Source organism: Arachidicoccus sp. (assembly GCF_050436765.1).
Lineage (GTDB): Bacteria > Bacteroidota > Bacteroidia > Chitinophagales > Chitinophagaceae > Arachidicoccus.
Window position 1 is genome coordinate 1 of sequence record NZ_JBNQGD010000419.1, and the last position, 24,591, is coordinate 24,591.

23 protein-coding genes and 1 tRNA gene are annotated in these 24,591 nt (G+C 36.7%); 13 read left to right on the plus strand and 11 right to left on the minus strand.

The window, feature by feature from the left end; all coding sequences use genetic code 11:
• The 3 genes from ACQR30_RS17440 to ACQR30_RS17450 form a co-directional block, all read right to left on the minus strand.
• Positions 1-194 (minus strand): hypothetical protein (locus ACQR30_RS17440; RefSeq protein ID WP_429737068.1); only part of this gene is annotated, 194 nt, incomplete at its 3' end.
• Positions 191-1,129 carry a DUF58 domain-containing protein gene (locus ACQR30_RS17445; protein WP_429737069.1) on the minus strand — a complete coding sequence of 313 codons (939 nt, stop codon included), beginning with the start codon at positions 1,127-1,129 and terminating at the stop codon, positions 191-193. The genes ACQR30_RS17440 and ACQR30_RS17445, both read right to left, overlap by 4 nt.
• A gap of 54 nt (positions 1,130-1,183) precedes the next feature.
• Complete coding sequence (locus ACQR30_RS17450) at positions 1,184-2,182, minus strand: AAA family ATPase (protein ID WP_429737070.1); 999 nt, start codon at positions 2,180-2,182, stop codon at positions 1,184-1,186.
• Positions 2,183-2,348: 166 nt separating this feature from the next.
• On the opposite strand from ACQR30_RS17450, the gene ubiE reads away from it, so the two are divergent.
• A complete protein-coding gene (gene ubiE / locus ACQR30_RS17455) occupies positions 2,349-3,092 on the plus strand; it encodes a bifunctional demethylmenaquinone methyltransferase/2-methoxy-6-polyprenyl-1,4-benzoquinol methylase UbiE (RefSeq protein WP_429737071.1) in 744 nt (247 codons plus the stop codon).
• 227 nt (positions 3,093-3,319) lie between these two features.
• Here ubiE and ACQR30_RS17460 read toward each other — a convergent pair whose 3' ends face one another.
• The 3 genes from ACQR30_RS17460 to queG all read right to left on the minus strand — a co-directional run bounded on the left by ACQR30_RS17460 (position 3,320) and on the right by queG (position 5,932).
• Positions 3,320-3,748, minus strand: coding sequence for a CBS domain-containing protein (locus ACQR30_RS17460; protein ID WP_429737072.1), 429 nt, complete (start codon positions 3,746-3,748; stop codon positions 3,320-3,322).
• 41 nt (positions 3,749-3,789) lie between these two features.
• The gene (locus ACQR30_RS17465; RefSeq protein WP_429737073.1) at positions 3,790-4,941 is read right to left on the minus strand and encodes an acyltransferase family protein; all 1,152 of its coding nucleotides are present in this window, start codon (positions 4,939-4,941) and stop codon (positions 3,790-3,792) included.
• Positions 4,942-5,005: 64 nt separating this feature from the next.
• Entirely contained in the window at positions 5,006-5,932 is a 927-nt protein-coding gene (queG, locus tag ACQR30_RS17470; RefSeq protein ID WP_429737074.1) for a tRNA epoxyqueuosine(34) reductase QueG, read from the minus strand.
• A 131-nt stretch (positions 5,933-6,063) separates the two neighbouring features.
• Here queG and ACQR30_RS17475 point away from each other — a divergent pair, with 131 nt between their 5' ends.
• The 10 genes from ACQR30_RS17475 to ACQR30_RS17520 all read left to right on the plus strand — a co-directional run bounded on the left by ACQR30_RS17475 (position 6,064) and on the right by ACQR30_RS17520 (position 14,977).
• On the plus strand, positions 6,064-6,465 hold the full coding sequence (locus ACQR30_RS17475) for a hypothetical protein (RefSeq protein WP_429737075.1): 402 nt from the start codon (positions 6,064-6,066) through the stop codon (positions 6,463-6,465).
• Between the two features lie 393 nt (positions 6,466-6,858).
• Positions 6,859-7,551, plus strand: coding sequence for a GNAT family N-acetyltransferase (locus ACQR30_RS17480; protein ID WP_429737076.1), 693 nt, complete (start codon positions 6,859-6,861; stop codon positions 7,549-7,551).
• Positions 7,552-7,566: 15 nt separating this feature from the next.
• Complete coding sequence (gene argG, locus ACQR30_RS17485) at positions 7,567-8,766, plus strand: argininosuccinate synthase (protein WP_429737078.1); 1,200 nt, start codon at positions 7,567-7,569, stop codon at positions 8,764-8,766.
• A gap of 33 nt (positions 8,767-8,799) precedes the next feature.
• Positions 8,800-9,027, plus strand: a complete 228-nt coding sequence (locus tag ACQR30_RS17490; protein WP_429737079.1) for a hypothetical protein — start codon at positions 8,800-8,802, stop codon at positions 9,025-9,027.
• 106 nt (positions 9,028-9,133) lie between these two features.
• Positions 9,134-10,126, plus strand: a complete 993-nt coding sequence (gene argC / locus ACQR30_RS17495) for an N-acetyl-gamma-glutamyl-phosphate reductase (RefSeq protein WP_429737080.1) — start codon at positions 9,134-9,136, stop codon at positions 10,124-10,126.
• A 155-nt stretch (positions 10,127-10,281) separates the two neighbouring features.
• A complete protein-coding gene (locus ACQR30_RS17500; protein ID WP_429737081.1) occupies positions 10,282-11,445 on the plus strand; it encodes an aspartate aminotransferase family protein in 1,164 nt (387 codons plus the stop codon).
• 18 nt (positions 11,446-11,463) lie between these two features.
• Complete coding sequence (locus tag ACQR30_RS17505) at positions 11,464-11,916, plus strand: GNAT family N-acetyltransferase (RefSeq protein WP_429737082.1); 453 nt, start codon at positions 11,464-11,466, stop codon at positions 11,914-11,916.
• Between the two features lie 102 nt (positions 11,917-12,018).
• Positions 12,019-13,002 carry an acetylornithine carbamoyltransferase gene (locus ACQR30_RS17510; protein WP_429737083.1) on the plus strand — a complete coding sequence of 328 codons (984 nt, stop codon included), beginning with the start codon at positions 12,019-12,021 and terminating at the stop codon, positions 13,000-13,002.
• A 19-nt stretch (positions 13,003-13,021) separates the two neighbouring features.
• Positions 13,022-13,810 (plus strand): acetylglutamate kinase, encoded by a 789-nt coding sequence (gene argB, locus ACQR30_RS17515; protein ID WP_429737084.1) that lies wholly within the window; start codon positions 13,022-13,024, stop codon positions 13,808-13,810.
• A gap of 57 nt (positions 13,811-13,867) precedes the next feature.
• A complete protein-coding gene (locus ACQR30_RS17520) occupies positions 13,868-14,977 on the plus strand; it encodes a M20 family metallo-hydrolase (protein ID WP_429737085.1) in 1,110 nt (369 codons plus the stop codon).
• 626 nt (positions 14,978-15,603) lie between these two features.
• Here ACQR30_RS17520 and ACQR30_RS17525 read toward each other — a convergent pair.
• Positions 15,604-16,122: a gluconokinase gene (locus tag ACQR30_RS17525; protein ID WP_429737086.1), complete on the minus strand. Its 519-nt coding sequence runs from the start codon at positions 16,120-16,122 to the stop codon at positions 15,604-15,606.
• A 95-nt stretch (positions 16,123-16,217) separates the two neighbouring features.
• Here ACQR30_RS17525 and argH point away from each other — a divergent pair, with 95 nt between their 5' ends.
• Positions 16,218-17,549, plus strand: coding sequence for an argininosuccinate lyase (argH, locus tag ACQR30_RS17530; RefSeq protein WP_429737087.1), 1,332 nt, complete (start codon positions 16,218-16,220; stop codon positions 17,547-17,549).
• A gap of 5 nt (positions 17,550-17,554) precedes the next feature.
• On the opposite strand, the gene ACQR30_RS17535 is transcribed toward argH, so the two are convergent.
• From ACQR30_RS17535 to ACQR30_RS17550, 4 genes are all read right to left on the minus strand, one after another.
• The gene (locus ACQR30_RS17535; protein ID WP_429737088.1) at positions 17,555-21,160 is read right to left on the minus strand and encodes an SNF2-related protein; all 3,606 of its coding nucleotides are present in this window, start codon (positions 21,158-21,160) and stop codon (positions 17,555-17,557) included.
• Positions 21,161-21,468: 308 nt separating this feature from the next.
• Positions 21,469-21,651, minus strand: a complete 183-nt coding sequence (locus ACQR30_RS17540; protein WP_429737089.1) for a hypothetical protein — start codon at positions 21,649-21,651, stop codon at positions 21,469-21,471.
• Between the two features lie 65 nt (positions 21,652-21,716).
• Positions 21,717-22,268 carry an inorganic diphosphatase gene (locus ACQR30_RS17545; RefSeq protein WP_429737090.1) on the minus strand — a complete coding sequence of 184 codons (552 nt, stop codon included), beginning with the start codon at positions 22,266-22,268 and terminating at the stop codon, positions 21,717-21,719.
• Positions 22,269-22,373: 105 nt separating this feature from the next.
• Positions 22,374-24,197, minus strand: coding sequence for an ABC transporter ATP-binding protein (locus tag ACQR30_RS17550; protein WP_429737091.1), 1,824 nt, complete (start codon positions 24,195-24,197; stop codon positions 22,374-22,376).
• 137 nt (positions 24,198-24,334) lie between these two features.
• Here ACQR30_RS17550 and ACQR30_RS17555 point away from each other — a divergent pair.
• Positions 24,335-24,419 (plus strand) — tRNA-Ser (locus tag ACQR30_RS17555).
• Positions 24,420-24,591 lie beyond the last annotated feature (172 nt).

Genomic DNA, 24,591 nt, shown 5'->3' on the forward strand with positions numbered 1-24,591 from the left:
AGATTATCGACTGTTAATTGAAGCGTCAAGTGTTCACCCAATAATATTTGTTGACGATCCAGGGTCACCGAAGCTGTTTGCGCGCAAACATTGCCTTGAACTAAAGAAAAAATTAGTAAAGAAGCAATGCTACGGCTCGCCCATGTGTGGAGATATCCTTTTTGTCCAGTAATGATTGAATCTTTCTTTCTCATTTTCTTTTTATAAAAAAATCTTGGAGCTTTTTTACAAAATCTTCTCCAGTTTCAATTTGCATTAAATCAGCGCCCGCCTTTTTGAAATGCTCTTTGGCCATCGAAATCGTTTTGTCGAACTGCCTGCTGTATTGTAGTCGGGCCTTTTTATTATTCGTATCAAACAATATGGTCTCACCGGTTTCTGGATCACCCATCTCTATTAAACCCACACGTGGCAATTGTTTATCTAATTTATCAAAAACCTGAATGCCAATCACATCGTGTTTTTTGGCCGAAATTCCCAAAAGCTGCTCGTAACCTTCATCTACAAAATCACTCAAAATGAAAACAATACTTTTATGCTTTGCCGTACTGTTCAAAAAATGTAGTGCTTTTGCAATATTGGTTTTAGACGAGGCAGGAGCGAATGATAATAATTCGCGTATCAAGCGCAAAACATGTTGGCGTCCCTTTTTTTCAGGAATATATCTTTCAACTTTCTCGTTAAAAAATATCATCCCAATTTTATCGTTATTACTTGTTGCTGAAAAGGCCAGTGCCGCAGATATCTCGGTAATTAAATCCTTCTTGGACTGTTTGTGTGTTCCGAATAGATTACTAGCACTTGTATCGACCAGTAAAAAAACACTTAATTCCCGCTCCTCTTCGAAAAGCTTGCTATAGGTGTGTCCCATTCTAGCCGATGCATTCCATTCAATAAATCGAATGTCATCACCCGCCTGGTATTCACGCACCTCTTTAAAGGACATCCCTCTTCCCTTAAAGGCAGAATGGTACTCTCCTGTAAATAAAAGATTAGTAAGCCTTTTACTTTTTATTTCTAATTCACGCACACGACTAGGAATGGAAGAAATAGTTTCTTCCGACTGCAACGGTGTATTAATGTTACTATGTTGCTGTGAGTGATATTTGTTTTTCTTAAGAGAGAACACGCAGTAATAAATATTGGCGTTTAATAATTATACATCAATAACTACCAGGGCACTTTAAGGTACCTGTACAGTTTTTAATATATCGTCAATAATGTTTTCTGAACTAATATTTTCCGCCTCAGCCTCATAGGTAATACCAATACGATGGCGCAATACATCCTTACAAATGGCTTTAATATCTTCGGGTATCACATATCCTCTTTGCTGCATAAAAGCATGTGCTTTCCCGGCCAAAGCCAAATTAATACTAGCTCTTGGCGATCCCCCATAACTAATAAATGGTTTTAAAGCGTCTAAGCCATATTGCTCAGGATATCTTGTGGCAAACACAATATCCAAAATATATTTTTCTATTTTTTCGTCCATGTAGATTTGATCTACTAATTCGCGCGCTTCTCGTATTTCCCCTAAAGTCACAACTGCATTTACCGGTGTATTTTGATTGCCTTGTGTCTGTTGACGAATAATTATCTGTTCTTCCTTTTTGGAAGGATAGCCAACAACGACTTTTAGCATAAACCTGTCTACTTGAGCTTCTGGCAATGCATAAGTGCCCTCTTGCTCCAATGGATTTTGTGTAGCCAGAACAAGAAATGGCTCTTCAATTTTATATGATTTGTCACCAATGGTTACTTGTTTTTCCTGCATCGCTTCCAGCAGCGCACTTTGCACTTTTGCTGGTGCGCGATTGATTTCATCCGCCAAAACAAAGTTGGCGAAAATAGGCCCTTTACGCACCGAGAATTCGTTTTTAGCTTGATTATAAATCATCGTCCCAATAACGTCGGCTGGCAATAAATCCGGGGTAAATTGTATCCTGCTGAATTGTCCGTGTACACATTGCGCCAGCGATTTGATCGTAAGCGTTTTCGCTAAGCCCGGTACGCCTTCTAAAAGCACATGGCCATTACTCAGCAAGCCAATTAATAAGCGATCAATCATATATGATTGACCGACTATTTTTTCAGATAATTCTTTTCTAATTTGCTCAATAAACGGGGCTTTTGCTTCCACCGCCTCATTTACCCTGAGTATATCTTCTTCTATATTCATTATTTTAAAATTAGAGCGTGAATGTACGAAGTATAATGCTTCAATTGGTTAATGATATTTTAATATTTGTTCTTCCAGCCCGGTGATACTTTATATTGCGATCGTCTCCTTAAATTATTCGTTCTTCATTTTTAATTATTTATTACTCAAAGACTACCTTTGCCGAATGACAAAATTTGCACACGACGACATAAAACCATTCCAAGGAAGTAATTTAGAGAAGAAAGAGCAAGTGGCTGAAATGTTCAACAATATTGCCTTTAAATACGATTTTTTAAATCGCTTCTTAAGTGCCGGTATTGATGTTCGCTGGAGGAAAAAAGCGATTAACCGCCTAAAAGAGATTCAACCGGAAAAGATTTTAGATGTGGCGACAGGTACCGCAGACGTGGCATTGATGGCCTATAAATTATTGCAGCCAAAGAAAATTACAGGTATAGATATTTCAGAAGGAATGTTGAAAATAGGTCAGCAAAAAATCCAAAAAGCAGGACTGGCCAATAGTATTTCTCTTCAAGTGGGCGATAGTGAAAATTTATCTTTTGAATATGGCAGTTTTGACGGGATTACGGTAGCTTTTGGTGTGCGGAATTTCCAGAATTTAGAGAAAGGACTCCGTGAAATGCATCGCGTGCTTCGTCCGGGCGGAAAGTTAGTTGTTTTAGAATTTTCACGCCCTAAACAACGGTTGTTTAAAAGTTTCTATCATTTTTATATGAACGTAGTAACACCGGGAGTGGGTAAACTGTTCTCTAAAAATAAAGATGCTTACCAATATCTAAACGAATCGGTGCAAGCCTTTCCGGAGCGCAATGATTTTATAAAATTGATGAATGGGGCCGGATTCAAAAACACACTGTACAAACCGCTCACAATGGGCATTTGCTGCATTTATGAGGGCATAAAATAAGACCAGGCCCCTGATAGGATTTCTATATATTATAAATGACTATAGGGTAGTTCTACCAGGTTATATTTTTGGCAAAACATTTCAGCCTCTCTGTCAATGGATGCATAGATTACTACACAAGAACCAATTCCATCGGAAATTTAATAACTTCTTCTTAATGCACAGATATAGGGAATATTTTGGCACGAACAAATAGCTGAAGTTTTCCAATCCAACGTATAAAAACGTTAACTCTGAATATAATTTTTCAAATGATCAATGGTATCTTTTTGGTCTTCTATCAAATGTTTCAATATATCACCAATAGAAATCATACCCGTCACCCGGTCGTTTTCAAATACGGGCAAGTGCCGGATGTGCATATCTGTCATTATTTGCATACATCTATCTACCTGTTCTGAAGGTCCTACTACAATCGGATTCTTGGTCATTACTTCTTCAATGGCCGTAGTTTTAGACGCCTTGCCTTGCAAAATTATTTTACGTGCATAATCTCTTTCCGTAAAAATACCCTGTAATTCACTTCCTTCCATTATCAATAGTGCGCTAATATTCTTATCCATCATCAATTGCAAAGCTTCATAAACACTGGTAGAAGCCGTAACAGAGAAAACCACTTTTGGCTTTTTCTCCATAATAGAATGTACTGTTTTCATAAGGAACATTTTAAAATTAAGAATACACAATGCTGATCCTTCTATACTTTGATATAGATCTTTTTCTTATCCATAAAATATACAATCACCCACATGAACACAATGAAACAAAAGGCATATAATAGTGAACTGTTATTCTCATTGGAGAATAGAGGTCTGCATATATTCTCGTAAAACCAGCTTAACGGATTTAAAAAACTTTGCTGACCCTTTACCATACCATTTGGAATTCTTATCAACCAGAGTACACGAGGTAAGAATCCACTTAAGAAGAATATAAATAATGGATTCTTGCCAAAGACATTGAAAAATTTATCGAGCAGCGTGTGCTTATGTTGTAGTTCAATAAAATACATAATGACCGAAAGAATTAACATCGCCATTCCCGAACTGTAAATAACGAAAGTACTCGTCCATATTTTTTTACTGATAGGGAAAAACTGTCCCCAAAAAGCGCCAATAAATAACAATATAGCCGAAGCAACAAAGAGTTTGGTGACCATCTCGTAACTCTTCCCCTTCTCACGAATAAACATTCCCGTCAAATACCCAATAATTACTTGTACAATAGGTGCCAAAGAACTAGCAATTCCTTCCGGGTCAAATACGACACCTTCCCCGCGATACATATGATTTGCACCTATAAGTTTCATATCTACCATTTGTGTTCCAAACCAGCCATGCAGACTGTACGGATCACCAGGTGTTCCCAATACATAGCAGAGCCACCAATAACCTAAAAGTAGGACCACACCTATGGCGATTACTGTTTTACGTTTAAAGAAATAAACAATGAAAGAAGCAAAGAAATAAGCTACCGCTATACGCTGTAACACACCAAAAATACGGACTTCCTGCCAAGGCTTAAAGACCAAAATATTATTTTGCCATTCTATAAAAGGACACCAATTTAAAAATAGACCTATAGCAAAAATCAGTAAGGAGCGTTGGATTACTTTTTTTAGGAAGGCAGTTCTGCCAGCTTCCCGTAAACGTGGAATGACAAATGCCATTGCATTGCCCACGACAAATAAAAAGAAAGGAAAAACCAAGTCGGTAGCTGTACATCCTACCCATTTCGCATGATCGAGTGGCGCATAAATATGTGTCCAGGAGCCAGGGTTATTTACCATTATCATCAAGGCTACAGTAGCACCGCGAAATACATCGAGCGAATAAAAACGTTCTTTCATTTTTTATCAGTTATTTGTTGCCGGCGAATTATTTCCAGTTAAACACAACTAAAGATAAAATTTTTTATGAAGAAATAAATTTTAAATTCCGCATAATGCCTTTGTATTTGCTACGCTTGATGGGTGAATGTTTAAAAATGGCACGAAAACTTTCTTCACTCAGATCGTTCCACTGTTTCTCGGAGAAATTAAGTATTTCAAATATTGGCTTGAAGGCTTCGTCCGTATTAGGTTTACTAAAACGATTCCATGGACAAACATCCTGACAAATATCGCAACCAAATAGCCAATTATCAAACTTGGATTTCATTTCAGGAGGAATCAGCAAATCTTTTAATTCAATGGTAAAATAGCTAATACATTTGCTGCCGTCAATTACTTTTTCGGGCAGAATAGCTTCAGTAGGACAAGCATCAATACACCGGGTGCAGCTGCCACAAAAATCTTTTGCCATCGGTGAATCGTATTCCAGTTCCCAATCAATAATCAAAGAAGCTATAAAAAAGAAAGAACCTCCACTTTTGTTGATGAGCAGGCCATTTTTCCCCACCCAGCCCAAGCCACTTTTCTGTGCCCAGGTTTTTTCCAAAACAGGTGCACTATCCACAAAGCCGCGACCTTGAATCTCGCCAAGTGTACTTTTTATTTTATCCAAAAAAAGGTTCAATCTTTCCTTAATTATCTCATGATAATCGTTGCCATAGGCGTATTTGGAAATTTTAGGCGCATTGGCATTTTGAACTGCTTCCGGGTAATAGTTTTTCAAAAGTGTAATGACCGATTTTGCGCCCGGAACCAATTGCGTCGGGTCTACTCGTAGCTCAAAATACTTCTCCATGTAATACATATTGCCATGCATCCCCTTGTTTAGCCAAGCTTCCAAACGCCGAGCATCTTCTTCCAATCTCACCGCTTTGGCGATTGCGCAGAAATCAAACCCAAATTCGGCGGCTGTTTGCTTAATAATATGTGTACGTTGCGTAATATTCAAGATCTAGATAATTGTGCCGCAAAAATATTTCTTTTTTTATTAACTCTTACAGCCGATCAAACTGTATTACTTTTGATGGACGAAAATCAGCGACCATTTTATTTGCGTAAAAAGCACTAAAACATAAATAAATGAAAAAATATTTCTATATCTTATGCTCTTTATTTCTATTGGCTTCTTGCGGTAGCGATCATTATCCACCGGCCGAAAATGGGCTGGTCGCAAGTCAATATTTTGTAGATGCCTGTTTGAAGGGGGATTTTAAACGCGCAGAATTTTATATATTGCCGGATACGGCCAATCAGCAACAATTAGGAAAACTGAAAGCCGCCTATTACAAAAAATCTAGTGATCAGCGTGTCGAGTATAGATCCGCCAATATCATTATCGAACGAGATTCTGCTGTAAATGCGAATGCAGAAATTATTACTTATAAAAACTCCTACGACAAAATAGAACATACCCTGGAAGCTATTAATAGCGACAGCAGTTGGAAAATCGATCTAAAACATATGAATAATAGTAAGATATAGACTCTTGTAAATCAAGTATTGCAGGTTCCAGCCCCTCGTTAATCCTTTTCGCCTATACCGCAACGAAAACGATTTTATTATAATTTTTTGTCCAAAAAAATTGTCATTCTTTATAAGTTCGTACCTTTACGCCGCAAACGAAAAGAGATATAACAATTTTCACTCACACTTCATTTATAATTAGAAGTTGAAAAATTACGACACAAATAGCCTTTTACTAGTAGCACATCCTACATTGGTGTGTGCTAAGGTTTCTTTTGTTAATGCTCCCCGCTCTTTTTTCCCGCTAATTCGACGACCGAGGCCTTAATACATAAGGTGGCCTCTTAACATTAGTACTTCGCATGATATTCTATTGCGAAGTTTATTCATTATACTATAAGCACAAGAACTGTGGAAAATATAAATAATATTATTGTACGTATTGCCAATGATGGCGATACAGGTTATGCGCAAGAGATTGTAGATGAGATGGCTGATTCCGCAAAGGTACGCGGTACAGGTATTGCCAAACGCTCACCCGAATATATAGCAAAAAAAATGCTGGAAGGGAAAGCCGTAATTGCCCTTTCAACGGACGGTCATTGGGCAGGTTTTTGCTATATTGAAGAATGGAGTCACGGTAAATTTGTAGCAAATTCAGGTCTGATTGTTTCACCCAATTTTAGAAAGAGCGGCGTGGCAAAGCGCATCAAAGAAACTACCTTTGCGTTATCAAGGAAGAAATACCCTGATGCCAAAATCTTTGGCTTAACGACTGGTTTAGCAGTCATGAAAATTAATTCTGACCTGGGTTACGAACCGGTAACATATAGCGAGTTGACTGATGATGATGAATTTTGGGCCGGCTGTAAAAGTTGTGTCAATTACGATATTTTAATGAGCAAGGATAGAAAAAACTGTATGTGCACAGCGATGCTCTTCGACCCGAAAGATCATTACAAACCGGAAGAAACCAAAGAATATTTTAAAGAGAAATCGAAAATATACGAACGGCTATTACGTTTGAAACAGCACAAATTCTTACAGGCATTCCGTAAGAAAGCTAACAATAAATCATTTTTTCTAAGTTTATTTAATTTATAAAAGAATAAAACAATAATGGCAAAATCAGTTGTACTGGGCTTTAGCGGTGGATTAGATACTACTTTTTGTGTAAAACATTTTCAGGATAAAGGATATGATATTCACAGTATTATTGTAAATACCGGAGGCTTTAGTGAAGATGAATTAAAGAAAATAGAAGCCCACGCCTATGCTTTGGGGGTAACAACACATACCACTATTGATGCCGTAAAAAATTATTACGAAAGGATTGTAAAATATCTAATATTCGGAAACGTTCTAAAGAATAACACCTATCCCTTAAGTGTAAGTGCAGAACGGCTGGTGCAAGCCTTGCACATGGCTGAGCACGCCAAAAAATTAAACGCGGATGCGGTAGCCCATGGAAGTACGGGTGCAGGCAATGATCAGGTGCGTTTCGACATGATTTTAAATATTGTTGCACCGGGCATTGAAATCATCACGCCTATCCGTGATTTGAAATTGAGTCGCGAAGAGGAAATTGAATATTTGAAAGCTAAAGGCGTAGATATGAATTTTGCAAAAGCTGCATATTCTATCAACAAAGGACTTTGGGGAACGAGTGTCGGTGGTCGCGAAACATTGACCAGCAAAGGATTTCTTCCGGAAGAAGCGTGGCCAACACAGGTTACTAAAAGCGACCCTGAAGAAGTAAAATTAAGTTTTGAAAAAGGTGAACTGATCGCGATCAATGATAAAAAGTTTAAGCATCCAACCGAAGCAATCCAGCAATTGCAAGCTATAGCCGCACCTTTTGGCATCGGAAGGGATATACACGTTGGGGATACGATCATTGGGATCAAAGGGCGAGTAGGCTTTGAAGCAGCTGCACCGGTGGTAATTATCAAAGCACACCACGCTTTAGAAAAGCATGTTTTAACTAAATGGCAATTACCCATGAAAGATAATTTGTCCATATTTTATGGCAATTATTTACACGAAGGACAAATTCTCGATCCGGTAATGCGTGATATTGAAGCCTATTTTACCAGTGCGCAAACACACGTAACCGGCGATGTATTTGTACAATTACTTCCTTATCGTTTTCAAATTTTAGGTATCGAATCAAAATATGATTTGATGAGCGCGAAGTTTGGTAAATATGGTGAAATGAACAATGGTTGGACTGGCGAAGATGTGCGCGGTTTTAGTAAGATATTTGGCAATCAGGTGGCGATATATGAAAGCGTGAAGGATAGTGAAAAAGCAAAATAAAACAATCCTTGGTGCTTCTTTGTTATATTATCCGTGGACAGAAAGTTAATTGATAAAAAAAGAAATATTTATTGCGATTCTTATGGCCCAATGTATGGATACCATAATAACGAGTCAACCCTATATAATAGTTTTAGTGGATTAAAAGTAAAATGGCTATACAAGATAGTTTTTGCAGAAAAAGAAGAGTTTTCGGGAGACACTACTGTTGCGACGAAACTTTACGAATACAAAAACTTCGGTGTACAAAAACCAGAGTAGATAAAAAATCTGGGATTTAAAGACCTGCTTCATTATTCTTCTTGGTGGAAAAAGGATTATAGCCATTTATTAAAAATTTATTGAATCAATTCTAAAAAAATAAGAAATGACAAAAGTAGGAATTATAGGTGGCGCGGGCTACACAGGCGGAGAACTTATTAGGATTCTAGTCAATCATCCTGCAGTCGAAATTAGTTTTATTCATAGTAAAAGTAATGCAGGAAATTTAGTTTCAAAAATTCATCAGGACTTAATTAGTGAAGGTTCTTTGCGCTTTACCGGGGAATTAAATAATGACATAGATGTATTATTCCTTTGTATGGGACATGGTGATTCTAAAAAATTCCTTACAGAAAACGTTATCCCAGACAATATAAAAATAATAGATTTAGCCAATGATTTTCGCTTGGTAAAAGATGCAAAATTTGGCGATAAAACTTTTGTCTATGGTCTACCAGAAATAAATAAAGCGGCGATTCAATCGGCGCACAATATTGCGAATCCCGGATGTTTTGCTACTTCCATTCAACTGGGATTACTGCCTTTGGCAAAAGAAAATCTATTAAAAGAAATATATACAACAGGTATTACTGGATCTACAGGTGCCGGACAGAAACCTTCTGCTACCTCACATTTTAGTTGGAGAGATAATAACATTCAGGCATATAAAACCTTGACACACCAACATTTAGACGAGATTCAGCAATCGTTACATCAGTTGCAAAATGATTTCCCTACCTGGGCTGAAAATAAAGAAGTGCTGAACTTTGTTCCTTGGCGCGGAGACTTTCCACGTGGCATCTATATTAGCTCAACTTTAAGTTGCGATTTATCTTTAGAGGAATTAAATAAAATATATAAAAATTTTTACAAGGAAGCGAAATTCACTTTTGTAAGTGACGAGCCTATCTTTTTAAAGCAAATCGTTAATACCAATAACGCAGTTATTTATCTAGAAAAAATTGGTTCAAAATTGGTGGTTCATTCTGCCACTGATAACCTGCTGAAGGGCGCCTCAGGACAGGCCGTTCAGAATATGAATTTGATGTTCAATTTAGAAGAAAATATGGGATTAAGATTGAAGGCAAATTATTTTTAAACTTGGCCAAATAAGTTAAGATTTACGGAGTATTTTATGGTCTAGCAATATTTCTTTACAAGATTATATTGCAAAGCCGATTAACAAATCAAAAAATCAGGGGCCATAAAACATGAATCGCATTACGTAAAATATACTATTTAAAAACAACAAATATGAATCATCTCTTCAACGTTTACCCACTTAATGATATCACCATCGTAAAGGCCCTCGGCTCTTACGTGTGGGATGATAATGGTGTACAATATTTAGATATGTATGGCGGCCATGCCGTAATTTCTATTGGTCATACGCATCCCCATTGGGTACGGCGAATTGATGAGCAACTGCATAAAATTGCCTTTTATTCTAATTCTATAAACATCCCATTACAAGAAGAATTAGCGTCGAAGCTGTGTCAAATGAGCGGAAAAAACGATTATCAACTTTTCTTGTGTAACAGCGGCGCCGAAGCCAACGAGAATGCTTTGAAACTAGCATCGTTTCACACCGGCAGAAAGAAAATTATTGCATTTAAAAAATCCTTTCATGGTCGTACTTCTCTAGCGGTAGCAGCCACAGACAATCCTAAAATTGTTGCCCCGGTAAATGAAACAGATAATGTTATTTTTCTCCCTTTTAATGATGAAAAAGCATTGGAAAAATGCTTTGCAGAAAAGGGTAAAGAAATTTCATCTGTAATTATCGAAGGTATTCAAGGGGTAGGCGGCATAAGGATCGCAGATGAATCTTTCTTGCAAAAAATACGTTCATTATGCGATGAATATGGCGCTATCTATATTGCCGATAGCGTGCAATGCGGTTATGGTAGAAGTGGTAAATTTTTCTCTCATGACTATGCAAATGTAAATGCAGATATTTATACGATGGCCAAAGGTATGGGCAATGGCTTCCCTATCGGAGGCGTTTTAATTTCTCCAAAAATCGAGGCCAAATTCGGTATGTTAGGAACTACTTTTGGAGGTAATCATTTGGCTTGTGCGGCTGCCTTGGCCGTGTTGGAGGTAATGGAAAAAGAAAATTTAATAGAACAAGCAAAGCAACGTGGCACTTATCTTCTCAATCGTTTAAAAAGCGTAGAAGGTATAGAAAATTTGCGCGGCAAAGGCTTGATGATTGGCTTTGATGTGCCAGATTCGATAAAGGATTTGAGAAAAAATCTCTTATTCAATCATCATATTTTTACCGGTGCAGCCAATCCAAATATCATACGTCTGTTACCTTCTTTGGCAATTGCCAAAAGGCAAGTAGATGAATTTATTGACGTATTGAAAGAGGAAGTAGGAAGTTTGTCTGCTAACAGCAGTGCAGTTGTCTAATCATTATTTCAATAATATATGGAACATCCCACATTCAAGGCGACCCTAAATGAATTGGACGAGCTTAGTATTTTGTTTGATGAATATCGTCAGTTTTATAAAAAAGGATCTGATTTGGAAGGTGCAAAATCATTTCTAAAAGAAAGGATTGAACAAAACGAATCGGAAATATTTTATACAAAAAACGATGAAGCCCTAATGACTGGCTTTGTTCAGTTATATCCTATTTTTTCTTCTGTTAGGATGAAAAAAAAATGGTTGCTAAATGACTTGTATGTGAGAAAGGCCTATCGTGGCAGTCGTTACAGTGTTTCATTGATTGAAAGATCAAAACAATTGGGCAGAGAAACAGGCGCATTCGGCTTAAGTTTATCAACAGAAAAAACAAACGAAATCGGAAATAATTTGTATACGAAAACGGGATTTGTACTCAGCAATAACGAATGGAACTATTATGATTATTCGCTTTGATTGAAATAGAGAATATTTCCTTAATGGAAACGAGTCATATGTACAAATTGTTGAACAAAGACTCTCCAAAATTCATAAATTCATCATTCTTAATTCAAGAAAATGTCTTTACTAAAAAATAAAAAATTCACTTCCGTAGAAGATGTAGCCGACATCGAAGGTTTGGTTGCAAAAGCTTTGGCTTATAAAGCCAACCCTCTTAAAGATGCAACTTTAGGCATTAACAAACGCATTGGTTTGTTATTTCTTAACCCGAGTTTGCGTACACGCTTAAGTACACAGATTGCTGCGAGAAATTTAGGCATGGAAGCTATCGTTTTTAATGTAGATAAAGAGGGATGGCAATTAGAATTTGAAGACGGAGCAATCATGAGTGGTAATACATCAGAGCATATAAAAGACGCGGGGCCAGTATTGGGAAGTTACTTTGATATTCTGTGTATCCGTACTTTCCCGCAATTGGCTAATCGTGAAGATGATTATAGTGAATTGTTTATAAGTGAATTTATCAAACATTGTGGCCGCCCGGTGATTAGTTTGGAGAGCGCGACATTACATCCATTGCAAAGTCTGACGGATGTGATAACCATAACGGAATGTTTAAAACAAGAATCAATCATTAAAAAACCGAAAATTGTTTTAACTTGGGCTCCTCATATCAAGCCTTTACCACAGTGTGTCGCCAACAGTTTTGCAGAGTGGATGAATGCGTGGGAGGGCAAGGGTGAATTCATCATTACCCATCCTGTAAACTATGAATTGGCGGAGAAATTTACTAAGGGTGCGACCATTACACAAGACCAGGACACAGCTTTGAAAGATGCAGATTTTGTCTATGTAAAAAACTGGAGCACTTACGAAGACTATGGAAAGATTTATGAAAATGATCCTTCCTGGATGTTGTCACTCGATAAACTAAAAACAACCAACAATGCAAAAGTGATGCATTGTTTGCCCGTAAGGCGTAATGTCGAATTGAGCGATGAAGTCTTAGATAGCTCACACAGCATTGTAACCCAAGAAGCCGGAAACCGCGTATGGGCCGCGCAAACAGTAATAAGTGAATTACTTCAAAATAATAAGTAATTCGTTATAGCAATAAAGTATGGAGAAATTATTTATTATAAAGATTGGCGGTAACGTTATAGACAATGAAGAAAATCTTTCTTTTTTTCTAGGAGATTTTTCTAAGATAGAAGGAAAGAAAATTTTAGTACACGGTGGTGGCAAAATTGCTACAAAAATTGGCGAACAACTTGGACTACAACCTAGTTATATCAATGGTCGTAGAATTACGGATGATAATACTATTGATTTGGTTACGATGGTGTATGGTGGCCTAGTAAACAAAAAAATTGTCGCGCAGCTGCAGGCCAAAAATTGCAATGCAATTGGCCTTACAGGTGCCGATGCTAATATTATTCCTGCGAAAAAAAGGCCAGTAAAAGAAGTCAACTTCGGCTGGGTAGGAGATATTAATAGCGAAACATTAAATATTAAATACCTAGAATTATTTATTGAAAATAGTATCATACCCGTGTTCGCAGCTCTTACACATGATAGTAAAGGACATATACTCAACACCAATGCCGACACAATTGCTTCGACATTAGCCGTTGCACTATCTAAAAAATATCAAGTACGTTTGATGTATTGTTTTGAAAAGAAGGGCGTCCTTGAAAATATAGAAGATGATAATTCTGTTATTCGTTTGATAGATAAAGAAAAATATCGGCAACTCTTGCAAGAAAATAAATTATTCGAGGGGATTATCCCAAAACTCGATAATGCTTTTGATGCCATCAATACTGGTGTAAAGGAAGTGTTGATAGGTGATGCTAAGGACTTGCTGCAAAATATAACAACTGAAACAGTTGGGTCACTTATAAAGTAATAATGGTGCATGGTTTTGTAAATCATCGATGCCCTTTTTGGAACCAAAAAATGATAAATGGAAACCTTATTTTTAGATGCGATTGCACTACTGAAACAACTGATAGCTATCCCCTCCTTTTCAAAAGAAGAAGATAAAACGGGTACTGTCATTGAACAATTTTTTATTGATAAAAAAATTCCTGCACAACGGTATTTGAATAATGTGTGGGCTATAAATAGATACTTTGATCCACTGAAACCTACAGTAGTACTAAATTCCCACCACGATACCGTAAAACCTAACCCTAAATATACCAAAGATCCTTTCACGCCTATTGAAGAAGATGGTAAACTCTTTGGGCTCGGTAGTAACGATGCAGGCGGCTGTTTGGTTTCTTTAATTTCAACTTTTGTTCATTTTTACGATAAAGAAAACCTTTCCTTTAATGTTGTCATAGCGGCTACTGCAGAAGAGGAAATTACCGGAAAGAATGGCATCGAAGCATTACTTGTTCACGATAAGTTTTCAGCCAGTCTGCACAATCCAGATTTTAAAAATAATCAAAATCAATGGTTTGCAATTGTAGGAGAACCGACGAAAATGCAATTGGCTATTGCGGAAAAGGGCTTAATGGTTCTGGACGCCGTAGCAAATGGGAAAGCCGGCCATGCTGCGCGCAATGAGGGTGAAAGTGCATTGTATAAGGCCATGCAGGATATCGCTTGGTTTAGTACTTATAAATATCCCAAAGTATCACAATGGCTGGGAGAAGTAAAACAAACGGTTACAGTAATTGAAACCGAAAACAAAGCGCATAATGTAATACCTGCTACTTGCAATTTTGTTGTTGATTTACGTCTGCCGGACTGCTATACACATGAAGAAGTTATGGATATTATCCGAGAACATATTCAGAGTGATTTTAAAGAACGCAGCATTCGTTTGCGTTCTTCAAGAATCGAGGTCGAACACCCATTGGTAAAAGCCGGTATAGCTTTAGGTAATAAGCCTTATGGATCTCCTACATGCTCCGATAAAGCTTTAATGCCTTTTCCTGCACTAAAATGTGGTCCAGGCGACAGCGCCCGCAGCCATACTGCCGACGAATTTATTTTTGTGGATGAAATAAAAGGAGGCATAGAAACCTATATCAAGATGCTAGAAATAATGGGGGAAAATCTTTAGGATTGTTTCCTTTTCTTTCGAAAATAATCAAAGTGTATTTTTATAATAGTATAGGTCGATGCAATCATGATTATCCAAATAGTCAGATATTTTCGCTGAAAGGCAGATTGGGTAAAATTGTCACTTATAGAAAAGATGCAACAACACATGGCAATAAGCCATAAAAGAGTCAGCCAAATTATTTTACTTTTATTGAGATTCCTTAAATCGAAAAGGTTATGCTTGTCTTTATCTGATTGTGTTTCCATCTCTTTCTAAATTATATGGTTACAGGAACGATCTGATCTTATTCGTGTTTAAAGTTAAAAAATCTTTCTGAATAAAATGATATATTTGAAATTTAGAAGTTGAATTAGAATAATGGTTCCAAATGCACCTTCATTCAGTAGTTAAAATTGAATCCATGAAAGATGTTTTTTATAAAGACAAAAAGAATTTCAAGCGGAGCGATTGCCCCTCCTTAGTGATGCAGTTTTTGCTATTGCCGTTACATCATTAATTATAGAAATCACAGGGCCACATATTGAAAGAATGACTATTTCAGATGCCGTTTTTAATTCCCTCTTATTTTTGAGTAGTAAAAGTATTGCTCAACAAAAAACAGAAATAGCGTAAATAAGGCTCGATTATAAATAATTGCGCTTTTTTAGCTGCTGCAGAATATGCTGTATTTCGCTTTGAATTCCAGCATCAATGTGGACGGTGATTGCATCCTTTTCTTCCGCTGTCGGTTCCTCCAAGGTGTCGAACTGGCTTTTTAATAATTCGGGAGGCATAAAGTGATGTTTACGTTTCTCCATCCAACCATGTATTAATTCGAAAGAACCTTTTAAATATATAAATAGGATATGCGCCATATCTTTTCGTAAAGTATCTCTATATTTACGCTTGAGGGCAGAGCAGGATAAGATAGAGTCTTCGCCTTTATCTGTGTCCGTCGTAATTTTTGTATGAATGTTTTCTAACCATCCCTTTCTATCATCATCGGTAAGTGGAATGCCGGCTTTCATTTTATCAATATTGCTTTGGGAGTGAAAATCATCTCCTTCCAAAAATACCGCATTCATTTCTTTGGCAATGGCTTCGGCTATCGTAGATTTTCCGCAGCCAGATACGCCCATTACTATTACACATTTTCCTTTCATCTTTCAATAATAATATGATTAAAGATATATCTAAAATAGAATAAAAGCGTTTCTTTGCAACAGAAAAAGATTATAGGCTCCTTAAAAAATACGCAATGAAGCTCTGGCAGAAAAATATTACCTCCTTAAAAGAAGTAGAAACATTTACAGTGGGTAGAGATCGTGAATTTGATGTAATGTTGGCCTCTTTTGATGTCTTAGGAAATATAGCTCATGCTGAAATGCTGGCAACTATTGACCTGCTAACGAATGAAGAAAAAGATTTATTAATAGCAGAATTGAAAAATATTTATGCCACTACTAAAAATGGAACTTTTAAAATTCAGGATGACGTAGAAGATGTCCATTCTCAAGTAGAGTTCTTATTAACAGATAAGTTGGGGGATACAGGCAAAAAGATTCATTCGGCACGTAGTCGTAACGACCAAGTTTTGGTAGATGTAAAATTATATTTGCGTAGCGAAATCGAAAAAACTGTTATCGCAGTTCACGAACTTTTTGATTTGCTGATTGAAAAAAGCGAACAGTTCAAAGAAATACTTCTTCCAGGTTACACGCATTTACAAATAGCCATGCCTTCCTCATTTGGCTTGTGGCTGGGCGCTTATGCCGAAAGTTTAGTGGACGATTTAACGGTGTTAAAGTCGGCTTATGAAGTTGTCAATAAAAATCCTTTAGGTTCAGCAGCAGGTTATGGCTCTTCTTTTCCGATTAATAGGACATTAACCACTCAATTATTGGGTTTCGCAGATTTAAATTACAATGTCGTATATGCACAAATGGGCAGAGGAAAAGCAGAGCGTATTACAGCAATGGGCCTAGCAAATATCGCTGAGTCTTTGGCTAAATTGTCGATGGATGCTTGTTTGTATTTATCTCAAAACTTCTCTTTTATTTCTTTTCCTCCGCAGTTGACAACAGGAAGCAGCATTATGCCGCACAAGAAAAATCCAGATGTTTTTGAATTAATAAGAGGCTATTGCAATCGACTAAAAGCCCTACCCAATGAGATCTTGATGATGACAACTAACTTGCCTTCAGGTTATCATAGAGAACTACAATTACTCAAAGAACATCTGTTTCCAGCATTTACCACCTTAAGAAATTGCATAGAAATGGCCGGATTGATGTTAAATAATATGCAGGTAAAAGAAGATATCGTAGAAGATGAAAAATATAAATACATTTTTAGCGTTGAAGAAGTAAATAAGTTGGTGCTACAGGGCGTGCCCTTCCGCGATGCTTACAAACAAGTAGGTTTAGCCATTGAAGCGGGTCAATTTAATTATTCAACCAAAGTACACCACACACACGAAGGAAGCTTAGGTAATCTATGCAATGATAAAATTGTTGCAAACATGCAAAAAACGCTTAATAGCTTTGATTTTAAGACCTATCATCACGCGATAGAAAAATTGATAAAATAAGCTTTCTAACTAAACAAATATTCGATATCGGATTTTGAAAGATTTTTTACAAAGCCACTCTCATCCGCAATAAGTTCATTAGCAAGGGCCCTTTTCTTTTCCTGCAACAGCAATATTTTATCTTCCACGGTATCTTTGCAAATCATACGATAAGCGAAGATATTTTTGGTTTGCCCGATACGATGTGTACGATCAATAGCCTGTTGCTCTACAGCAGGATTCCACCAAGGATCTACGATATAAACATAATCTGCAGCTGTAAGGTTAAGCCCTACGCCACCAGCCTTTAGTGAAATCAGGAATACGCGACATTCTTCATCGCTTTGGAAATTTTGAATAGCTTTTTCTCTATCCTTCACTGAAGTTCCTCCATCAAAATATTCATATTTGATACCGAGTTCCTCTAATTTAGCTTTTATAAGTCCAAGCATGCCCAGGAACTGAGAGAAAATAAGCGCTTTATGATTACTTAGATTTTCTTCTAGCTCACTTCCCAGTTCATGTATTTTTATCGAATGATTGGGATAATTTTCCTCTTTGATAATTGCCGGGCTATCGCATATCTGGCGCAATTTCATTAATCCCTGTAAAATAGATAGTTGCGAACGCTGCATGCCTTGTTGCTCAATCAAGCCCAAAATTTTATCACGGACATCGTTTCGATAAGCATCATAGATCTTTCTTTGTTGAGCACCCATTTCGCAATACAATACTTGCTCCGTTTTTTCCGGTAAGTCTTTAGCTACCTGTTCTTTAGTTCTTCTTAAAATAAAAGGAAAAAGCATTTTACGTAAATGTTCCTTTTGTTGTTGTTCGCCAAATTTATCAATAGGTATAGCAAATTGTTGTTTAAACCAATCAATACTTCCTAGCAATCCCGGGTTTAAAAAATTCATTTGCGCATAAATATCAAAAGTATTATTCTGCAATGGCGTACCACTCAAACAAAGACGATTACCAGCGTTCAGCAAGTTAACCGCTTTGGCGATCTTACTCATCGGATTCTTTATCGCTTGGCTTTCATCCAGAACAACATACGAAAATTTAATCTCAGTAAAATTTTTGATATCACTACGCAAAGTGCCATAAGTAGTAATAATGATATCTATATTTTCATCTCTTATGGTATCGCCGTTACGTGAAGCTCCGTGATGTATAAAATAGCGAATGCCGGGAGTGAACTTCTTTATCTCATTTTCCCAGTTGTACAATAGTGAAGTAGGGCATACCACTAACGCCTTAAACTTTTCTGTTGAATGCTTTAAATGAAACAAAAATGAAAGTGCCTGAATAGTTTTACCCAAACCCATATCATCAGCTAAAATGCCGCCCCAAGAGATATCATTCAAATAATTCAGCCATTGAAATCCAGAAAGTTGATAGGGCCGTAATATTGGTTGTAAATGTTCAGGTGCAGCTACTTCCCCAATTGTATGCAACTCTTTTATCTTCTCATACTTCTCTTCCAACTGAAAAACCAATTCACTCTCATCACGCTGCGCATAGAGTTCATCTACAATATTAAAATGATATTTACTTAGCTTTAAAGATTGATTATTGGTTTCACCAACTTGAAAAAGCAGCGAATATTTTTTTAGCCATTCTTCCGGCAAAACACCTAAACTGCCATCACTTAAGGTTACAAATTGCTGTTTATTTTGTAACGCTTTTTTAATCTCCGTTACGGTCACCTTTTGTCCACCGAAATCAATATTAACTTTAGCATCAAACCAATCTGTATGACTACTGAGATTAATAACTGTGGTAGGCTTAGCTGTGTTAAACCTGTATTTTTTCAATGAGTCGAAGCCATAGACAGGGACGTTCATTTCGCGTGCGGCATCAATGAATAAGAAGAACCAATTATTTTTTAATACATCACTCCCTTTAAGCGCTAGTGATTGTTTATTGACAATCGCAAAATTTGAATGCAGGTTTTTTAATTTTTGAAAGAAAGTGTTTTCAGCATCCTTATTACGATGTACAATCGTCAATTTTCCACCTTGTGGAATAATAATTCGGTCATTATCTTGTTCCGAAATTTGCTGATTAAGATAGGTGTATACGGGTTCTAATATAAGATAGTCCCCTTTTTCAGCAAGATGAATACTTATTTCAGGCAGTATATTGTCTATTTCTTCCTGTTCAATATTGGAAAAATTTACCTGATAATTTTTTGAAAGCGGCAATACAAAATTGTGTAATGTCTCCTGCCATATATTTTCTTGAAAAAACAATGAGCCCTCTGGCATGAATCTTTCTACTAGCAAGGCATCTTCAGCAGTTTGCCATAAATAAAATTGGTTCTCTACTTGAAAGATAAGCGTACTTCCCAGTTCATTCTCATTTAGTCTCTTTTCCCCTAAAAGTGTATCAACGATACAAATTACTTCATACCCATCATCTTTTTGTAGTACTTCAAAAGACGGTGAAATATAATTAATAGAATAATTAGCTAACTGAATATTGGCCGATTGCAAACTTTTACCTCTGGGCAGGTAATAGGTAAAATAATTATCAGAGGTAGATTGGAATAGCTTCTTATACTTAGGATGCAAATATTCAATTATTAATTTACGCGTATCCTCAGTAAGTGACTCGTCGTGTTGCTGTACGATATTTTCCCAAAGACCACTGAAGGGGGAATTTCTATTTAAATATCTGGAAACTTCTGCAGGTATTAGCTTGCGGAGTTGCTGTAATAACAATCTATCATCGCTATCAATTTTTTCTACATTGATAAACTTATTAAGATCAATTGTTTCTATTGAGCTTACAAATGCAGTCAGATCTTCATTAGGCTCTCCTTGTATAGGCACAAAACTTAAATGAGGATATTGATTATTATCTTCTTGCAATACAATACCAACTTTTTGCTTAAATGCCTGATGTTCCAATAAGTCTACTTCTTCTTTGTAAGTAGTTTTTGGCGCAATGGTTTGAGGGTTATAGGCGTTGGGATTGGCAACCCGTTTGATAGTAGGATCTAAAACGCGCAAGAAAGGCTTCCCTTCTTTATAGGTAAACTCAAATTTATCTGTCAGATCATCATCTAACGAAAAACCATAAAGACCCAATAATTGATTTTTTTCTCGCTCCCAATTACGTATGCTATCAAAGTAATCAGCGCCAGAATTATTTAGCAATTGTAAAAGAGTTATGGCTTTGTGTACACAAATAGGGTGATTTCCTTCGCTATCGCAATTACAACTTGTATCAAAATTTCTTTCTTTGTTCTTTTGTATAACAACTGTATAAGTGATCTTATCGATGGTTATTTCGGCGACTACTTTTTCATTAGCTGCTTCTAAAATAGCAGCGCTATTACCACTTCTTAAAAAGCCTTCGGCCTCTTGAAAACTTTCAGAAGCACACAATGCACGAATCAAATGAAGTTCGATACGCTTCATTCTTAGCACGGTATGCTGTTGATCATAATATGCTTCGGCACCTTTCAGCAAATTTCTGTCTTGCATTTGCTGCAACTCAAACAACACGGCACTTTCGTGCTTACAGATGTCGCTGATGTTGTAAGGGCAACTGCACCTAAGAGCAAGGTCTTCCTGTTTTCTGTAATGGCTTACCTGCACTTTGTACCAACTGGCATACATATCGTCCTTTACACGAAAAGTAATACTCTCAGATAGTTCATCGTGATGTATAATCTCGATATTGCCTGTGCTGAAAATCTTCTTTCACCGTCGAATAACTTCTTCTGTGCCGTTGCTGTATATATATTTAATAAAGTAGGGTAACGCCAATTTCTTTCTTTTTTCCAAGTAAATTTTGCGGAAATGCAATTTGCAAAGGTAACAATTTTATTGCTACGTTTGGCAGTAACTGAAGAGTAAATTTTAATTTTGGGCGAAAAAAAAGCGGTACAAAATGTACCGCTTTTTTTATATAAGCTCTTTATCTACTAATAAAATTGATCTTCCGGTTGATTCTCATCAATAAGACCCATTGCTTTTACAAAATAAGTAAGCACACCAGGTAGCGCTAACCAAAACCACTGTCTAAGCCATATCAGTAAACAAACAATGATGGCTAGCCAAACGAAGAACCATATCCATTCTTTTGTTTTTGATTTTGTATCTTCCATATCCTTGAAAATTTTTACAAATGTAGGTAAAAAAATAAAAAAATATTTATGTAGTCCGTTTTATTTTAAGAATTGATTAATTCTTTATATGCGGTCATTGATCTTTTAATGATTTCCATTGCCTGAGCCTTGTTACCGAAATCATTTACTTTCACCGTTTTGTTTTCCAACATTTTATATTCTTCAAAGAAATGTCTCAATTCGCTAAAAAAATGCTTGGGCAATTCTTCGATATTTTCGTAATAGTTAATAGCAGGATCGTTTGCAGCCACTCCAATGATTTTATCATCGCCTTCCCCGCCATCCAGCATTTGCATTACACCAATTACTTTGGTTTCAACTATACACAACGGCTCAATGCTCATACTAGAGATAATCAAAATATCTAATGGGTCTTTATCGTCGCCATAGGTCTGGGGTATAAAACCATAATTAGCAGGATAATGAAAAGAAGAATAAATAACTCTATCCAGTTTCAGCAATCCACTCGGCTTGTCTATCTCATATTTTGACCGGGAGCCTTGGGGAATTTCAATAATAGCATTGACAAACTCTGGTGCATTTTCGCCCGTTTCGACGCCGTGCCATGGATGCAGTACATTCGTACTAATTTGCATATAGATTTATTTGTATTAGAAGATTTTTATCGGCGCAAAGCTACTATCTTTTAGACTTAAATCCGAATTGGGTTTTTATTTTTAAGAATATTCTAGCGGGTTTTATTAATTGTAATTATCCAAAACCTGTTTTTTATACAGTTTAGCGTAGTAGCCACCAGATGCTAACAATTGTTCGTGAGAGCCTTGTTCTAGTATTTCCCCATTTTCTAAAATGATTACCTGTGCAAAATTAAATACTGTGAAAATCCGATGAGTAATTATGATAGCCGTTTTATCACTTAAATATCGATTAAGATGTGTAATGATTTCATTTTCGGTTTTTGTATCTACAGCACTTAAGCAGTCGTCAAAAATCATAAGTTGTGGCTCTTTAATTAACGCTCTGGCGATGGAAACTCGTTGTTTTTGCCCCCCGCTTAACGTTATACCACGCTCACCCACCAATGTATCATAACCTTTCTCCAAAGTTTTGATTTCATTATGTATGCTTGCAAAACGTGCAGCCTCTTCTATCCTATTTTGCGCCGCCTTTTCGTTTAATCCAAAACTAATATTAGAGGCAATGGTATCGCTAAATAAGAACACATCCTGCGGAACGTAACTTATATTTTCCCGTAAATGCCTAAAAGGCATATCTGTGATATCAACTCCATTGATCACAATTTCTCCCGCATCAGTATTGTAAGTGCGCAGAAGCAATTGCGCCAAGGTAGATTTACCACTACCCGTTTTCCCCATTATCAAAACCTTTTCTCCCCTCTTTATTTGCAAAGAGAAATTTTTGACGGCAGTAATACCCGTATTGGGATAGGTGAAACTGACATTCTTAAATTCAATATCCCCTTCAAGATTAGCAGGCATCGTTTCACTTTTATCCTTTACTTCAGGTTCGGCATCCAAAAATTCGTTTAATCTTTTCTGCGAAGCTGACGCTCTTTGAATCATACTGGCAACCCATCCGATTGCGCTTACAGGAAATGTAAGCATATTAATATACATCACAAATTCAACGATTAATCCAACTTTAGTGGTATCGTGCAAGACTATTTGACTACCTACCAATATGGTGATTAAAGTGCTGAGACCGATAATCAGTGTCATGCTTGGAAAATAAATCGCTTCTACTTTAGCAAGTCCCACAGCATTTTTCCTATATTCTTCACTATTTTTTTTGAAAAACCCGAGCATTGCTTTCTCTTGGACATAAGATTTTATAACCCGAATACCGGAATAAGATTCTTGCGCATTCGTAGTAAGGTTAGATAGCATTGCTTGTACACGCTCACTACGTCGATGGATATTAATGTTGACAAAATAAATAGTAATAGCTAAAATGGGTAATGGAGATATAACGATTAAAGTAAGTTGTACGTCTTGCGCCAACATGTTCACTAAAGCGAAAATAATAAGCGTAGAAAGATTAATCAAATACATTACTGCCGGACCGGTATACATGCGCACGCGACTTACATCTTCGGCCATGCGATTCATCATATCTCCTGTTGAATGGGTTTTGTAAAAACCGGCGTCTAATTTCTGATAATGTTTATACACCTCATTTTTCTGATCGTATTCTATGTGGCGGCTCATCACAATAATAGTCTGCCGCATAAAATACATAAACAAACCTCGAATAATAGCAAGTACAATGATAACGATACTGCAAACCAAGACTAATTTCCCGTAGCTAAATTTATCAACCCAATCAATAAAGGATGAAAGCAATGCATCTTTGATAATTGGTCTATGGCTGGCCCGAGTAGCATGCGCCCCAGGTAGTGCTTGTTGTAGTTTCCCTACCACATAATTTGCCACCTGAGGTGCCATTACAAAAAAATAATTGGATGCCACAATAAATAAGATACCTAAAGAGAAACGATATTTATATTTCCAGAAATATTTATTTACCGCGGATAAATGCGCCATTTAGTAGTGTTTATTATAATGCCAATAGATTTGAAATTAGCTATATTGGCTAGAGATCTTGAAATAATTTTACAAAGCTACGAGAAGAAAATCAAAAAAATTTGGTAGTTAAACTTATAAGATATTATTTTGCCCCCGGAGAGTTGGCAGAGTGGTCGATTGCGGCAGTCTTGAAAACTGTTGACTGTAACAGGTCCTGGGGTTCGAATCCCTAACTCTCCGCTAAAGGCTATCATACAATGATAGCCTTTTTTGTTTATTTACACTAATAATCAATGTGTTACAAATAATTTTTAGCTCAAGTGAATTCAAAGAAACGCAACTAAATGAAGTAAATCTGGGATCAGGTTGAAATATTGGGGGATGTGTTTCATTAGGCATAAAGTTTAGCTAA